Source organism: Actinomadura keratinilytica, from assembly GCF_039539665.1.
Taxonomy (GTDB): domain Bacteria; phylum Actinomycetota; class Actinomycetes; order Streptosporangiales; family Streptosporangiaceae; genus Spirillospora; species Spirillospora keratinilytica.
Window position 1 is genome coordinate 1 of sequence record NZ_BAABDO010000042.1, and the last position, 14,785, is coordinate 14,785.

12 protein-coding genes are annotated in these 14,785 nt (G+C 73.2%); 3 read left to right on the forward strand and 9 right to left on the reverse strand.

Translation table 11 applies throughout. From position 1 onward, the window contains the following. Window positions 1–239: 239 nt before the first annotated feature. On the reverse strand, window positions 240–602 hold the full coding sequence (locus ABD879_RS15615; RefSeq protein WP_345022049.1) for a hypothetical protein: 363 nt from the start codon (window positions 600–602) through the stop codon (window positions 240–242). Window positions 603–790: 188 nt separating this feature from the next. On the opposite strand from ABD879_RS15615, the gene ABD879_RS15620 reads away from it, so the two are divergent. Continuing rightward, complete coding sequence (locus ABD879_RS15620; RefSeq protein ID WP_345022051.1) at window positions 791–1,549, forward strand: helix-turn-helix domain-containing protein; 759 nt, start codon at window positions 791–793, stop codon at window positions 1,547–1,549. On the opposite strand, the gene ABD879_RS15625 is transcribed toward ABD879_RS15620, so the two are convergent. Beyond that, window positions 1,524–2,888: a helix-turn-helix domain-containing protein gene (locus tag ABD879_RS15625; protein ID WP_345022053.1), complete on the reverse strand. Its 1,365-nt coding sequence runs from the start codon at window positions 2,886–2,888 to the stop codon at window positions 1,524–1,526. The genes ABD879_RS15620 and ABD879_RS15625 overlap by 26 nt on opposite strands. A gap of 565 nt (window positions 2,889–3,453) precedes the next feature. Then, window positions 3,454–3,966, reverse strand: coding sequence for a TetR/AcrR family transcriptional regulator (locus ABD879_RS15630; protein WP_345022055.1), 513 nt, complete (start codon window positions 3,964–3,966; stop codon window positions 3,454–3,456). Here ABD879_RS15630 and ABD879_RS15635 point away from each other — a divergent pair. Beyond that, window positions 3,946–4,791: an SDR family oxidoreductase gene (locus ABD879_RS15635; RefSeq protein ID WP_345022057.1), complete on the forward strand. Its 846-nt coding sequence runs from the start codon at window positions 3,946–3,948 to the stop codon at window positions 4,789–4,791. The genes ABD879_RS15630 and ABD879_RS15635 overlap by 21 nt on opposite strands. A 448-nt stretch (window positions 4,792–5,239) precedes the next feature. Here ABD879_RS15635 and ABD879_RS15640 read toward each other — a convergent pair whose 3' ends face one another. From ABD879_RS15640 to ABD879_RS15665, 6 genes are all read right to left on the reverse strand, one after another. Beyond that, the gene (locus ABD879_RS15640; protein WP_345022059.1) at window positions 5,240–7,987 is read right to left on the reverse strand and encodes a helix-turn-helix transcriptional regulator; all 2,748 of its coding nucleotides are present in this window, start codon (window positions 7,985–7,987) and stop codon (window positions 5,240–5,242) included. 76 nt (window positions 7,988–8,063) lie between these two features. Next, window positions 8,064–9,311 carry an ABC transporter substrate-binding protein gene (locus ABD879_RS15645; RefSeq protein ID WP_345022061.1) on the reverse strand — a complete coding sequence of 416 codons (1,248 nt, stop codon included), beginning with the start codon at window positions 9,309–9,311 and terminating at the stop codon, window positions 8,064–8,066. Further along, on the reverse strand, window positions 9,308–10,426 hold the full coding sequence (locus tag ABD879_RS15650) for a branched-chain amino acid ABC transporter permease (protein WP_345022063.1): 1,119 nt from the start codon (window positions 10,424–10,426) through the stop codon (window positions 9,308–9,310). Before ABD879_RS15650 ends, ABD879_RS15645 begins: the two co-directional genes overlap by 4 nt. Continuing rightward, the gene (locus ABD879_RS15655) at window positions 10,419–11,309 is read right to left on the reverse strand and encodes a branched-chain amino acid ABC transporter permease (RefSeq protein WP_345022065.1); all 891 of its coding nucleotides are present in this window, start codon (window positions 11,307–11,309) and stop codon (window positions 10,419–10,421) included. Before ABD879_RS15655 ends, ABD879_RS15650 begins: the two co-directional genes overlap by 8 nt. Continuing rightward, the gene (locus tag ABD879_RS32970) at window positions 11,306–12,520 is read right to left on the reverse strand and encodes an ABC transporter ATP-binding protein (RefSeq protein WP_378271206.1); all 1,215 of its coding nucleotides are present in this window, start codon (window positions 12,518–12,520) and stop codon (window positions 11,306–11,308) included. The genes ABD879_RS15655 and ABD879_RS32970 overlap by 4 nt, the downstream gene beginning before the upstream one ends. Beyond that, window positions 12,517–13,299, reverse strand: a complete 783-nt coding sequence (locus ABD879_RS15665) for an ABC transporter ATP-binding protein (RefSeq protein WP_345022121.1) — start codon at window positions 13,297–13,299, stop codon at window positions 12,517–12,519. Before ABD879_RS15665 ends, ABD879_RS32970 begins: the two co-directional genes overlap by 4 nt. A 257-nt stretch (window positions 13,300–13,556) precedes the next feature. Here ABD879_RS15665 and ABD879_RS15670 point away from each other — a divergent pair, with 257 nt between their 5' ends. Next, window positions 13,557–14,741: a PucR family transcriptional regulator gene (locus ABD879_RS15670; protein WP_345022067.1), complete on the forward strand. Its 1,185-nt coding sequence runs from the start codon at window positions 13,557–13,559 to the stop codon at window positions 14,739–14,741. Window positions 14,742–14,785 lie beyond the last annotated feature (44 nt).

The window sequence follows — 14,785 nt, forward strand, 5'->3', positions numbered from 1 at the left end:
CACCGAGACCGCGACAACCCCGTGACCAGCGTGATCAGGATGGAAAAGGCTCACTCACCCGCGAAGGGCCTGCGTGACACGCAAGCCCCGGTGTTGCTGTCCCAGGCGATATCCCGGGTCCCACTGCCGATACGTCACACGCAGCACCTCACCCCGTGACGCTGTCTCGCCCTCCGGAACCGCCACCAGCGCCACCGTCACCTCTGGGACACGGCACCGCAACGCGAGCGCGGCTCCCCTCACAGCGGCGCGACGCCGCCGTAGAACATCTCCACCTGACCGATGGCCGCTCTCAGACCATCCGGGGAGTCGCTCTCCAGCAGGCGAGCCCACGGGTGCGGCACCCGGGGCGTCGCCCAGTAGTGCCCGGTGACACGGCCGAACCACACCACCCAACCCGTCGTTCGTTCGATTTCCCTCGCGATCACGTCCTCCGGCCGTCTCGCCAGCAGAGCACGAGCCGCAGGAAGCGCAACCGCCACCGGGTTCTGTGCCTTCAGCCCGTAGGCGGTGTAGTCCACGACCATTCGACTTGCGGACAAACATGTACCCAACACCGCCAACTGATTGAAGTAGTCTTTTTCGCCCCTAAGATCGGGCATAGGCCGGAACTCCCTCCGGTCAAGGACTCGGCCAACGGGGCAATCGCTGCGTCCGAGCCCGCCTCGTTTTGCGTCTCATGAGGATGCGCCCTCTTTGCCGGACGCTTGAACACCGTTCCCGGGACGTCCAGGACGTTTTCGCGTTACCGTTTAAGAACGTCCCAGACGTCCAACCGAGGGGGCCGGCTGTGGCCAACGACGCACTGCGGCAGGCCATGAACAGTGCCAAACTGACAGAGCAGGAACTAGCCGAAGCGTGTCAGGTTGACGTTAAGACCGTGTCCCGGTGGGTAGCGGATGAAGGTCGCACGCCGCACCCGCGTCACCGATGGGCAGCTTCAGAGGTCTTGGGAGTTGATGAGGCCGTGCTGTGGCCCGACGTCATCCGCAAGAACGTGAAGACCGGACCAGACCGCGAAATCGTGGCGGTATACCCCTATCGGTCGGCTTGTCCGAAGTCCGTCTGGCGTCGACTTATCAGCGAAGCGGGCAGGGAACTTACGTTCGCGGGATACACCAACTACTTCCTGTGGCTGGAGATCCCCAGCCTCCGGACCGTCCTCCGCCGCAAGGCCGAGCGGGGATGCCGAGTCCGCTTCTTGCTCGGAGATCCCGAAAGCGACGTCACGCGGCGCCGGGAGGAACTCGAGCAGGTGCCCCTGACCGTGAGCACCCGAATCAAGATCACCCTTGACGAGTTGTCAAAGATCATCGACGTCCCGGGGATCGAAGTCCGCTTCGGCGATGAGCACATCGCTATGAGCGTCTTCGTCTTCGACGATGAGATGCTCGTGACGCCGCATCTGGCGCACTTGGTCGGCCACGACTCCCCCATGCTGCATGTGCAGCGCCACCAGGAAGACGGCCTCTTCGACCGGTTCGCCTACCACGTTGCCGAACTGTGGAACTGCGGGCGCCTCATCACCGACCAGCAAAACCGTGAGTGAGACGGCGAACCCAGCAGCGAGCGGGCCCGGCCACGAACACGGTCACGCATGACGCGGAAGGCGCCCACGCCGCAGCCAGGCCCGGGCTGTCAGTGCGGGATGCCCATGCGCGAGGCCATGCCCGCAGCTCGCGCGCGAGTCCCGTGGCTCTGACTCTGCCCAGCAGGTAGGTCACGGTCTCGCGGGCCGCCGTGCTGTTGCGCATACGCTGCGGCGCGGCGTTCTCAGCCTGCTTCAGCGTCATGACCGCCTCGCGTTCCTTGCCACGCTGATGCGCCAGGGAACGCCCGACCTCAAGGTTGAACTGGCATCGCCGGTTCCTGGGCAGCGGCGACACGTCGACGTCGCGCGCCAACCCCACGGCCGTCGGATAGTCCCCGGATTCGGCGGCGACCATGACCTGCCACACGCCGACATTCACAGCGTTGAAGGACAGCCCGAACGCATTTCCGCCCCCGGAGAGGCGCCCGGCCAGATCCGCAGCCTCGGCCAAATGGGCGTTCACGCAATCCATGCGGTGGGAGTTGGCGGACGCGGCGAGGGCGGCCGTCAGGTGGAGCATGCCGTACACCTGGATGCCGACTTCATCGGTGACGTGGGGTTCCAGCCTGTTCACGGCGTCTTCGCTGATCTTCAGGATGCGGTCCCACGATCCGGCCCGCGGCGCGGTCATCGCCCGCATGAAGTCGGCGACGCCCTGATAGACCGGATCATCCAGGCAGCGGGCCGCCTCCGCCGCCTGCACCGCCGCGAGCCGCGCCAGATCGGGGTAGCCGAGGATGGAGCAGACGAAGGCCGCCGGGTGCACCACCTCGACGAGCAGCCTGAGCGCGTCCGCGCGCTGCCGCTCGTCACGAGCCGTCGCGACGAGGCAGTGAATCTCATCGATCATGTCGGGCAGAAGGCCCCCCAGGACCGCGAGATTGGACTCCTGCCGAAGTTCGGGCACCGTGGTGACACGGCCGTCGCCCACCTCTACCGTGGTGCGCCCATAAAAGATGTCTTGCAGTTGCGCCGGAGACCGCGCCCGGTCGATGAGAGCGTCACCGATCTCGTTCGTCGCCAGCGCCCTCCGCATAGCGGCGATCTTGGCGTGCGGCCCGTTCTTCCCATCGTCGGCGGTCATGTAGGGCTGGCCGGTCAGATCGACCTCCGACACCCGCAGCGCGGCGGCGACAGCAGAGATGTGCGACCGCCGGTCGAGCATCCGATGACCGTGCTCGACCATCGATATGAACGAGGTCGACAAGCCCGCTTGGTCCGCAAGCTGCGATTGCGTCATCCCCCGCCAACGCCGCAAAGCCCGTAGCCGGGCCCCGATGGTGACCTCGTCATGCATCCGACCCGGCACCTCCCGCGCATCGGCGACACCCACAGGCTAAAACGCGTGATCGTGCACGTCATGGGCCCGGATGTAATGCACCCATATGCCCGTCGGACGCATCGATCCGAAATGCATCGATGCCGCCGGCCAGCCCCCGACAGCGGCCTCAAGGGGGCTGCCCATCCGCCCCCGGTCCGCGTGCACGAGCCGCCCTGAGGCCGGAGCACGATCGGCGGCTGGAAGATCGAGTTCACGATGCCCGTCATCACCCGGATGCGCCGGGAGCAAGCCGCCGCCCAGGTGAGCATCTCCGGCTACTCCCAGACGCGCGCCTCGGGCAGGCCCGCGTCGTTGTTCCAGTGCGGTCCGACCGGAATGAGGAGCCGGTCGGCGGCCGACACGGCGTGAAAATCCCAGCCGTTCAGCGGCCTGGGCGATGGTCACGATGGCCTCGGGACCGGCGTACGGGGCGACGATCGGCAGGGCGACGCCGATGCGCGGTGTCCGCACGGTGGATGCGACCTCCAGAAATGTTGTCCGGAGGTGAGTCGCAGCGACCTGCGGGATCTCGGTCGGGGGCTCAGCGGTCGCGGGTGATGCCGCGTAGGAGCAGGTCGGAGATCTGGCTGCTCGCCGTCTCGTCCAACGGGGCGTGGTTGAGCATCAGCCGGTACCACAGCACCCCGTACACGACGTCGATCACCGTCTCCGGGTCGATGTCGGGTGCGACCTCGCCCCGGGTGGCGGCCCGTTCCAGGATCTTGCGCATCGCGGCGCGGCGGCTGGCCAGGAAGCGGTCGCGGAAGGCTCGGGCGAACGCGGGGTCGAGCAGCGCCTGCGCCATCAGGCCGATCAGCACGGGACGGCGGCCGCGCTGGTCGAACGTGGCCTTCAGGAACGCCATCAGGTCCTCCGGCAGCGACCCCCGGTCCGGGACGGCGATGTGCGTGTCCGCCATGTCGATCAGGGCGTCCAGGACCACGTCCGCCTTGGACTGCCACCACCGGTAGATCGTCTGCTTGCCGACGCCCGCCCGCGCCGCGATCCCCTGGACGGTCAGCGCGGCGTACCCGTGCTCCTCCAGCTCCCGCATGGCCGCGTCGAGGATCGCCCGCCGCGCCGCCTCGCTGCGTGGTCGACCGGGACGCCGCTGCTCGGTCATGCCCGCAGTTTACAAGACGCCCAGTCTCGAATTAGTATCGAGACGCCAAGTCTCGAAAAGGAGTGCGTGATGCGTGCAGTGATCTTGGGTGGCACCTCCGGCATCGGCCTGGCCACCGCCGAGCGGCTGGCCGCCGAGGGCGCGGAGGTGATCGTCACCGGTCGCGATCCGGACCGGCTCGCCGCTGTCAAAGACCGGGTGACCGCAGCGGAGGCGGTCGACGGCACGTCCGAGGAGGATCTTGCGGCGTTCTTCGGACGCGTCGGGGAGTTCGACCACCTGGTGGCGGCGTTCAGCCCGGGTCCGGTGGGCCTGGGGCCGATCCGCGACGTCGCGGCGGCCGATGTCCGCGCCGCGTTCGAGGGCAAGCTGTTCGGCTATCTCGCGGCCGTACGGCACGCCCGGGTCACCGGTTCGATCACCTTCGTCTCGGCGGCGACCGCACGTGCGGCGGTGCCCGGCACGACGGTGCTGGCGGCGGTGAACGGGGCGATCGAACGGATCGTCTCGCCGCTGGCGGCCGAGCTGTCACCGGTCCGTGTCAACGCCGTGGCGCCGGGTGTCATCGACACGCCGTGGTGGTCCTTCCTGCCGGAGGAGCAGAAGCAGGCGCAATTCGAGGAGGCAGCGGGCGGGCTCGCGGTCAAGCGGGTGGGCCGCCCCGAGGACGTCGCCCAAGCGATCTGCCACCTGATCGACGCCACATACGTGACCGGCACGATCCTCCCCGTCGACGGCGGCTTTACCGTCGCCTGACCACGGCGCGGGGTAGACGGCGGTCACGGCGACAAGCCAAGCGATCCGCAACTGCAGGGCGGTCACCCCTACTTGGCCATGCCACCGCCACCCCCCCCGCCCGCTCACCCCAGGCGCGCTACGCCCACACCGCCGCGTCACAGTTCGCGAAGACCCGCACAGCAACACACAAATGGCCACCGGCCTCGCAAGGACCGCAATCACTGCAACAAGACGGCCAACCACAGCTACCGAGCAGCCGACCGCTCCACTCCGGCCGCACCGCCGTCCGGTTCCCGCCCAACGCAGTTCAGCCTGGGCGCGTTCGGCCGACACTGCCGTGTTGTAGTTCGCGAAGACCGGTGCGGCGGCTCGGGTGGACGTCTGGCGGGCCGTAATACAGGTGCGTTGTGGTTGGCGGCTACCTCCACGGTGGTGCGCGTGGACGTTCGGTAGGGCGCCGGTGGTTTCAGGTGAGCAGGCGGGCCAGTTCCACACGTGAGCGGATGCCCAACCGGGAGAAGACATTGCGGAGATGATGATCGACAGTGCGAGGACTGATCGTGAGGCGGGCGGCGATCTCGCGGTTGGTGGCCCCTGCGGCGACGAGCCGGGCGATCTGGAGCTGCTGAGCGGTCAGCCGGTTCAGGCCGGCCGTGCCGCCGCCGTCCACCGCGTCCCCCGCCGCGCGCAGCTCGGCCCGGGCGCGCTCGGCCCATGCCGCCGCGTCGTAGTTGGCGAAGATCTGCACGGCGGTGCGCAGGTGGCCCCGGGCCTCCCGGGGGCGGCGGTCGCGGCGCAGCCGGTGGCCGTACAGCAGTTCCGTGCGGGCCAGCTCGAACGTCGCGTCGCAGTGGCCGTGCAGCCGCAGCGCCTCCTCGAAGTGCTCGGCGGCCGTGTCCTCGTCGTCGGCGAGCAGGGCGTGGCAGCGGTGGGCGAGGGCGCGCCGTCCGGGGCTGCAGGTGTTGCGCGCCCACCGGTCGTACACCTCGAACGCGCGGCGGGCCTCGTCCCGGCGGCCGCAGCGGGCGGCGGCCTCCACCAGGTGGGCGATGGCCAGCACGCGGACGGCGGGATGGGCCGAGTCGGTGCCGGTCAGCAGCCGCAGCCGGGCCAGCGCGTCGGCGGGGCGGTCGTCGGCCAGGTCCAGGCACGCCAGGGCCCAGGACCCGTATGCGGCGGGACGGGCGAGCCCGTGGCGTCCCACGGTGTCGTTGAGCCCGTCGAGGTGGCCGAGCGTGGCGGCGCGGTCGCCGCGGAACGCGGTGACCAGCGCGATCGTGGCCAGGTGGTCGGCGGCGATGTTGCGCTGCCCGGCGGCGCGGGCCAGATGCAGCCCCTCCCGGGCGATGGCGGTCGCCGCCGGGTAGCGGCCCAGGAACAGTTCGGTGTGGGCGAGGATCGCCAGCGCCTGCGGCTCCAGGACGCGCGCGCCGCCGCAGCGCGCGCTCGCCAACGCCCGTGCGGCCAGTTCCCGGGCGTGCCGTCCGTCACCGACCACTATGGCGGCGTACGCCGCGTACATGACGGCCGTGCAGTCGTCGGTCCGGTCGGCGAGTTCCAGTGCCCTGGCCAGGTTCCGGGACGCGACGTCGAACCGTTCCCGGAAGGTCGCCGCCAAGCCGACGAGGTGCGCGGACACCAGCTCGGCGACCGGGCCCCGCGCGTGGAGGGCCGCCGCGTGGTCGGCGATGGCGGCGAACGAGTGCAGGTCGCCGCCCGATTCGGCGGCGTGCGCGGCCTTCATCAAGGTGGTGGCGGCGAGCGTGGGGTCCGCGTCGGCGAGGCGGCCGGCGGCCTCGCGCAGGATCCCGGCGGCGATGGCGGGCGTCCCGTCGTACAGCTCGATCTCGCCCTGGAGCAGCCGGGCGCGGCCGAGCCGCTCGGGGGTGTCGGCGAACGGCAGCACGGGACGCAGCATCGCGCGGGCCCGGCGGGGCAGTCCGGCCGTCCACGCGTCGGCGGCGGCGGACACGTACCGGTCGGCCTTCAGGTCCAGGCCCGTGGTGAGTTCGGCGGCGCGCTGCCAGGTGCGCGAGGCGTCCAGGTACTGGCCGGTCGCGCGGGCGGAGGCGGCGGCGTCGGCGAGCTCGTCGGCGAGGGAGTCGTCCGGGCGGTCCGCGGCGGCGGCGCGGTGGCGGCACCGCCGGGCCCGCTGCCCCTCCTGGTCGAGGACGTCCGCGAGCCGCGCGTGCGCCCACCGCCGTTCGGCGGGCGGGGCGTCGGCGTACACCGACGACCGGACGAGCGGCGGCACCTCCACGGCCTGCCCGTCCACTCGCAGCAGTCCGGAGCCGAGCGCCGCGTCCAGGTCGGCGAGGTCGGCGGCGCGGGCGAGGGTGTCCAGGTCGAGCCGGTCGTCGGCGGCCGCCAGCAGCACCAGCCGCCGGGCCCCGGGCGGCAGGCCGAGGTAGCGCCGCCGGTAGCGGGCGCGCAGGCGGCTGCCGGCGGGCAGCGCCCGGGGCGGCGCCGCCGTGCCCGCGAGCTGCCCGGGGGTCAGCGCCTCGGCCAGCTCGACCAGTGCCAGCGGACGGCCGGCGGCCAGCTCGACGAGTTCCTCGGCGAGCTCCTCCCGGATCAGGCCCCGGGTGAGCCGGTCCAGCAGGCGCATCGAGGCGGCGTCGTCCAGCGGGGGGACGGTGAGCCGGGGCACGTCGGCCGGGCCGTCCCACCCGCACACGGTGAACACCATGGCCACACGCTCGCCGCGGACGCGCCGCGCCGCATACGTCAGCGCCTCCAGCGACACCCGGTCGAGCAGGTGCGCGTCGTCCACCCAGCACAGCAGCGGACGGGCGGCCGCCGCCTCGGCCAGCAGCCCGCACACGGCGGTGTACAGGGTGAACGGCGCGGCCGTGACGCGGCCGCCGTGCCCGAGCAGCGGGGCGAGCACGTCGGCGTGCCGGGAGTCCTGCGCGGGGGACGACCGCCGCGCCGCGTCCGCCAGCGGGCGCAGCAGCCGGTGCAGACCCGCGTACGGCACGGCGATCTCCTGCAGGATGCCCCGGGTGCCGACGGTGCGGAACCGGGGCGGCGCCTGGCGGACGACCGCTTCCAGCAGGGCGGTGCGGCCGATGCCGGGCGGCCCGGCGATCGCCAGCGCGCCGCCGTGTCCGGTGCGAGCCCGGGCGAGCAGCCCGCGCAGGGCCGCCATCTCCTGGTCCCGCCCGTAGAGGGGGGTGGTGGTCGTTGGGGCGAGGTCGGTTCCGAGGGTCATGTCGCACCTCCAGCCGGATGCCGCTCGTGCGATGCGGCTCGCGGCTCAGTGGCTCGCCGACCGGGGCCGCCCGCGGTCAGCCGCGGCTCGGCGCGGTGTACCCCTTGGCGAGGTCGGACTCGGCGGCGTCGCGCACCATGCGGGTGCCGCCCACCGCCTTGGCGTCGGGCTTGACAATGTAGCTGGCGCGCGACGCGGGGCGGTCCCACTTGGAGAAGTCCTGCGGCGCGCCGCCGAAGCCGAGGTCGAAGCCGGTGTTGGAGCGGTGGGCATTGACGATGCCGTCACGTGTGAGGTCCTTGCCGGCGCACGCCTTCTTGAGCGCCTCACCGACGATCCCAGCCGTTGTGTAACCCGAGTAGACGGAGCTGTCCAGAGGCTGCCCCTTGTAGGCCGCCTGGTATTCGCTCGCCAGCTTGCGCACGGCCGGGATGTCGGCGCTGAACGGCGGCGCGGCGGTCAGCACGTAGTAGTCCTTCTGCAGGGCCGCGCCGACCGGGGTGGCCAGCAGCTGCTGCGCGAACGCCGAGTTGCTCGCCGCGAACGGCACGTCCAGCCCGGCGGCCGCCGCCACGCCCACCAGCGACGCGGCCTGCTTGGGGCTGACGCTGACCAGCACGGCCTTCACCCCGGCCTTGCGGAACGCGCCGACCTGCGCGGTCATGTCCGCGTCGGTCGCCTTGACCTGCTGCTCGACCAGCGTCATGCCGAGCTTGCCGGCCGCGTACCGGGACCCGGCGAGGGCGCTCTGCCCGTAGTCGCCTTCCAGGTAGATGTGGCCGACCTTGTCGCCGCGCTTGAGGCCCTTCTCCTGCGCCAGGAACGCCAGCCCGTTGATCATGTCGATGTCGTAGGTGGTGCTGGTGACCTGGATGTAGCGGCTGCCGAGCAGGTCGTGCGCCCACGCCTGCGGGATGGTCAGCAGGTGGTCGGCCTCCACCCGGGCGCGCAGCGCGTTGGTGATCGGCGACCCGATGACCTGCGGCAGCGCCGCCGACCGGGGGGCGACCTCGCTGTAGGCGGCGACGGCCTTCTGCACGTCGTAGCCGTGGTCGCGGACGACCAGCTCGACCTTGCGTCCGCACACCCCGCCGGCCGCGTTGAGCTGGTCGAAGTAGAGCTTCTGCGCCTGGGTGACGCCCTTGCCGAGCGCGGCGTAGGGGCCGGTGAGGTCGGTCAGCGCGGCCACGGTGATCTTGTCGTCGGTGACGCCGGGGCCGGTCTTGACGCCATCGGAGGACGAGCCGCCGGTGGCCTTGCCGCTGCACCCGGCGGCCGTCAGGGCGAGCGCCAGCGCCGTCGCGGCGACGGTGAGGGTTCTCATGCGGGTGACTCCTCGGGTCGGGAGGGGAGGGGGGACGCGGGGCGGCGGCGCGCGCGGAGGCGGACCCGGATCCGCGCGGCCAGGCCGAGCACGCCGCCGGGCAGGTACAGCAGGACGGCGACGAACGCGACGCCGTAGAGCAGCCGGGCGGCCTCGGCGGGCGACATGCCGCCGGACGAGCCGGGCGGGGCGACCAGGGGGACGGCGTCGCCATAGCGGGTGAGCAGCATGGGCAGCACGGACACGAACACCGCGCCGGTGACCGCGCCCGCCACCGTCCCGAGCCCGCCGATGACGATCATGGCGAGGTAGTCCAGGGCCAGCGCCAGGCCGAAGTACTCGGGCACCGTCCGCTGGAACGCCAGCGCGACCAGCACCCCGGCCAGGCCCGCGTACATGGACGACAGCACGAACGCCGCCGCCCGGTACCGCGCGACCGGCACGCCCATCGCGCCCGCCGCGATCTCGTTGTCGCGGATCGTGTTCAGCGCGCGTCCGGGACGGGAGCGCAGCACGCCCCGCGCGAACAGCCCGGCGAGAACGACCAGCAGCAGGGCCAGGTACCAGAGCCGTTCCAGCCCGCCGAACGGCACGCCCAGCACGTACAGCGGTTCGGGGGTGTCGGCGAACCGGAATCCCAGCAGCTCCATCGGCGGGACGGCGCGTCCGTTGACACCGCCGGTCACCGAGTCGGCACGCAGCATCACATGCTGGCCGAGGAAGACCAGTGCGAGCGTCGCGATGCCCAGTGCGGGGCCTTTGAGGCGTCCGGCGATGGGGCTGCACGCGCCGCCGGCGATCCCGGCGGCGGCGACCGCCGCGACCGCCGCCGCCCACGTGGGCCAGCCCAGCCCGGACAGGGTGCGCCCGGCGGCCTCCTCCGGCTCAGCGGCCAGCCACACGTAGGTGTAGGCGCCCACGGCGAGGAAGAACGCGTGCCCCATGGACAGCTGACCGGCCGCGCCGGTGAGCACGTTGAGCCCGATGGCGCCGATCGCGGCGGCCATCGCGAACAGTCCGGCCTGCAACCAGAACGGCCCGGCGTAGAACGGCACCGCCAGCAGCACGGCCAGGCCGACGGCGGCCGCGGCGGCCGTCACACGTCGCTCAGACACGGGCGGGCTCCCTGGTTCCGAACAGCCCGGCGGGGCGGGCGAGCAGCACGACGGTCATCAGCAGGTAGGGCGCGATCTCGGCGAAGCCGCCGCCGAACAGCGCCACGTCGTTCTGGTAGCCGACGACGGCCGCCTCGGTGATCCCGATCAGCACGCCGCCGACGAGGGCGCCGGTGGTGGAGTCGATCCCGCCGAGCACGGCGGCGGGCAGCGCCTTGAGCGCGGCGAACGAGGTCGTCCGGTCCAGACCGGGGGTGGGGAACACGCACATGAACAGCGCGGCGAGCGCGGCCAGCGCCCCGGCGACGGCCCAGGCGCCCGCCGAGACCCGGCCGAGCCGCACGCCCATCAGCGCCGCCGTCCGGCGGTTCTCGGCGGCGGCGCGCATCGCCACGCCCCAGGAGGTGAACCGGAACGCCAGCAGGAACGCGGCGATCACGGCGACCGCGACGATGAACGCGGCGATGCGGGTCTGCGCGATCGTCACGTCGCCGATCCGCACGACGCGGTCGCCCCACGGGTCGCCGAGCGGCAGCACCTCGGTGCCGATGCGGCGGGTCAGCTCGACGGTGAGGACGATGTCCACGCCGATCGTGACGATGCTCAGCGTGGCGTGCCCGCCGGTCCGGACGCGGCGCAGGACCACCAGCTCCACCAGCGCCGCCAGTGCCGCCGTCGCCGCGACGCCCGCCAGGACGGCGCCGGCGAAGCCGATGTCGTCGTGCAGCACCGCGACCAGGTAGCCGCCCGCGAGCAGCAGCGACGGATGGGCGAAGTTGATCACCTCGGTGGCCTTGAAGATCACCACGAAGCCGAGCGCGATGAGCGCGTACACCGCACCGGACGCCAGCCCGTTGACCAGGACCTCCACGACCGTGCTCACCGCTGCTCCCCCTCCCCGGCCGCCGCCGAGGCCCCGGCGGCTTCATCGACCTCGCCGCTTGCGCCGGCGCCGGCCGTGCCGCCGGTCCCGTCAGCGCCTGCAGCGCCGGCGGTCCGGGAGGCCGTCCCGACCGTGTCGGCTGTGCCGGCAGCACCAGCGGATCCGGCGGTGTCAGCAGTCCGGTCGGTCCCGGTAGCCGCATCGGCGGTCCCGGCAGTGTCGGCGGTCCTGGCGGCCGTGCCAGCGATTCCGGCGGCGCCGTCGGCCCCGGCAGCCGTCCCGGCGGTCCCAGCAGCGCCGGCGATCCCGGCGGCCGTGTCGGCGGTTCCGGCAGTGTCGGCGGCTCCGGCCGCGCCGGCGGTCTCCACGGTGTCGGCAGTCCCCGCGGTGTCGGTGGTCCCCACGGTTTCGGCGGCCCCGGCCGTGGCGGTGCGGGGGGTGCCCAGGTAGGCGCGGATGACCTGCGGGTCGCGGCGGACGGCCGCGGGCGTGCCGGTGGCGATGCGGCGGCCGAAGTCCAGGACGGTGACCTCGTCGGCCAGCCGGGCGACCAGGTCCATGTCGTGCTCCACCAGCAGGATCGAGATGCCGAGCGAGGCGCGGACCTGGCGCAGCACGGCGGCCATCGCGCGCCGCTCCGGCGCGTTCATCCCGGCGACCGGCTCGTCCAGCAGCAGCACGCGCGGCTCCAGGCACAGCGCCCGGGCCAGCTCGACGCGCTTTTGCACCCCGTACGGCAGCAGCCCGACGGGCCGGTCGAGGTGCTCGGCGACGCCGACGAACTCGGCGATCTCGGCGACCCGGGCGCGGTGGCGGCGCTCCTCGCGGCGTGCGGCGGGCAGCCGCAGCCCGCAGGCGACGAACCCGGCGCGGGTGAGGCGGTGGCGGCCGAGCATCAGGTTGTCGGCCGTGCTGAGCCGGGGCGACAGCGCGAGGTTCTGGAACGTGCGGGCCACGCCGAGCGCGGCGATGCGGTGCGGCGGCAGGCCGGTCAGCTCGGTGCCGCCGAGCCGGACGCTGCCCGCCGCGGCCCGGTAGACGCCCGACAGCACGTTGAAGCAGGTGGACTTGCCCGCGCCGTTGGGGCCGATGAGCGCGTGCATGCTGCCGGGCGTGACGGTGAAGCCGACGTCGTCCAGCGCGGTGAGGCCGGCGAACCGCACGGTCAGCCCGGTGACCGCCAGTTCGGGGGCGACCGGTGCGGCGGTCATCCGGCCCACCTCGCCAAGGTCCGCTCCGGGACGCCGGCCGGCTCGTCGTCGTCCGCGTCGGCCCCGCCCAGGTAGCGGCGGCGGACCTCCTCGGAGGCGGCCAGTTCGGCGGACGGCCCGGACAGCGCGACCCGGCCGACCTCCAGCACGTAGGCGTGCGCGGCCAGCTCCAGCGCCAGCGCCGCGTTCTGCTCGATCAGCAGCACGGCGGTGCCGTGCCGGTTGATCGCGGCGATCGTCTCGGCGATCCGCTCGACCATGATGGGCGCCAGGCCGAGGGACGGCTCGTCGAGCAGCAGCAGCCGCGGCTCGGCCATCAGCGCCCGGCCGATCGCGAGCATCTGCTGCTCGCCGCCCGACAGCAGGCCCGCCTTCTGCCGGTCGCGTTCGGCCAGCACCGGGAACAACTCCAGCACGCGCGCGCGGATGGCGGCCGTGCGGCGCCGGTCGCGCCGGACGCCCAGCGCCCCGGCGCGCAGGTTCTCGCCGACGGTCATGCGGGCGAACACCTCGCGCCCCTCGGGTACCTGGACGACGCCGGCGGCGACGATCTGGTCGGGGCGCAGGCCGCGCAGCGGCCGTCCGCCGGCGGTGATGTCGCCGGCGCGCACCGTCCCGCCGTGGAACCCCAGCACGCCGGATACGGCCCGCAGCAGCGTGCTCTTGCCCGCGCCGTTGCCGCCGAGGACGGCCACGAACCCGCCCTCGGGCACCTCCAGGGACACCTCCCGCAGGGCTCGGACGGGGCCGTAGTCGACGGTCAGGCCGCTCACGCTCAAAGCGGCCCCGGGACCATGCCGTACGCGCACCTGTGCCTCCTCGCGGTCGCGTCGCGGGGGGTGGGGAGGCTCACACCAACACGGGTCGGCGGGGCAGGTCTAGAGCGCCGTTCTAATACGGGGAGCGGACGCAACCGGCGCCGCCCGCGGTTGTGAGCGCTCACAATGCGGCGGGTCTGGGTCTGGTCACGGCCCCGCCCGGATGCGACCATGAGCGCCCTGCGGCGGCACCTGCGGTGGCGTTCGAGGAGGCGCGCATGGCGATGCTCACGACGGTGCCCGACGGCGCCGACCGGGCGATCGTCCGCCGGGCGGTGGCGCGGCTGCGCAAGCGGCTGCCCGATCTCGCGGGACGGCTGGTCGGCGAGATCCTCAGCGGCGAGGGCGGCGACCGCCCCAGCGGGTCGCGCGAGGACCTGTGGGAGGTCTGCCACACCGGCCTCGGCCACGGCCTCGCGGCGATCCTCGACTCCGGCCGGGGCCGCGCCGACCTGGCGTGGGCCGAGGAGCTCGGCCGCCGCCGCGCCGAGCAGGGCCTGCCGCTGGACCGGCTGCTGCGCTCCTACCGGCTGGCGGGCACCGTGTTCTGGGACGCGCTGGTGGAGACCGTCACCGAGGACGACCCCGCGCACGTGCCCGCGCTCGTCCGGCAGGCGACCCGCACCTGGCAGGCCATCGACCAGCAGTCCAGCACCGCCGCGGCGGCCTACCACCGCACCGAGTACGAGCTGCTGCGGCGCAGCGTGGAGCGGGTCAACGCCGTCGTGGACGCGCTGCTGGAGGGCCGCGGCGACGGCGGCCTGATCGCCACGGCGGTGTCCGTGCTCGGCCTGCCGCCCAGCGGCCGCTACGCCGTGGTGATGCTGCGCCAGGACGAACCGGTCCGGCTCGCCGACCCGGCCGCGGGCGGCATGCGGTTCATCTGGCGGGTGCGCGCCGACGCGCAGGTGGCGGTGGTCGATCTCGGCGAGGCCGGTCTGGACGACCTGGAGGCGGCGCTGCGCCCGCACCTGCGCGCGCACGCGGGCGTCAGCGCCGTCGTGGACGGTCTGGCCGACCTCGGCTCGGCGCGCTGGCTCGCCGAGCTGGCGCTGCGCACCTGCCGTCCGGGCGAGCCGGACATCGCCCGCATCGACCGGCGCCTGCCCGAGGCGCTGCTGGTGTCGCAGCCGGAGCTGGCGGGCAGGCTGCACGAGCGGGTGCTGGGCCCGCTGGCCGAGCTGGACCCCGGGACCCGCGACGTGCTGATCGAGACCCTGACCGCCTGGCTGGAGTGCGACGGGTCGGCCGCCCGCGCCGCGACCCGCCTGTACTGCCACCACAACACCGTGCTGAACCGGCTGCGCCGCGTCGAGAACCTCACCGGCCGGCGGCTGGGCCGTCCCCGCGACCTGGTGGAGGTCGTCCTGGCCCTCGGCTCCCGCCACCTGTCCGGCGACTGAACGGCCGCGCCGCCCGGCGGCCCGCCGCCGGAAGCCGACCGCCG

What these genes read in the sequence shown, in the direction of transcription:
- ABD879_RS15640 (WP_345022059.1), bottom strand. Translation starts at nt 7,987, where the DNA reads ATGACCCTCGGAACCGACCTCGCCCCAACGACCACCACCCCCCTCTAC.
- ABD879_RS15630 (WP_345022055.1), bottom strand. Translation starts at nt 3,966, where the DNA reads ATGCGGGAGCTGGAGGAGCACGGGTACGCCGCGCTGACCGTCCAGGGG.
- ABD879_RS15645 (WP_345022061.1), bottom strand. Translation starts at nt 9,311, where the DNA reads ATGAGAACCCTCACCGTCGCCGCGACGGCGCTGGCGCTCGCCCTGACG.
- ABD879_RS32970 (WP_378271206.1), bottom strand. Translation starts at nt 12,520, where the DNA reads ATGACCGCCGCACCGGTCGCCCCCGAACTGGCGGTCACCGGGCTGACC.
- ABD879_RS15625 (WP_345022053.1), bottom strand. Translation starts at nt 2,888, where the DNA reads ATGCATGACGAGGTCACCATCGGGGCCCGGCTACGGGCTTTGCGGCGT.
- ABD879_RS15615 (WP_345022049.1), bottom strand. Translation starts at nt 602, where the DNA reads ATGCCCGATCTTAGGGGCGAAAAAGACTACTTCAATCAGTTGGCGGTG.
- ABD879_RS15670 (WP_345022067.1), top strand. Translation starts at nt 13,557, where the DNA reads ATGGCGATGCTCACGACGGTGCCCGACGGCGCCGACCGGGCGATCGTC.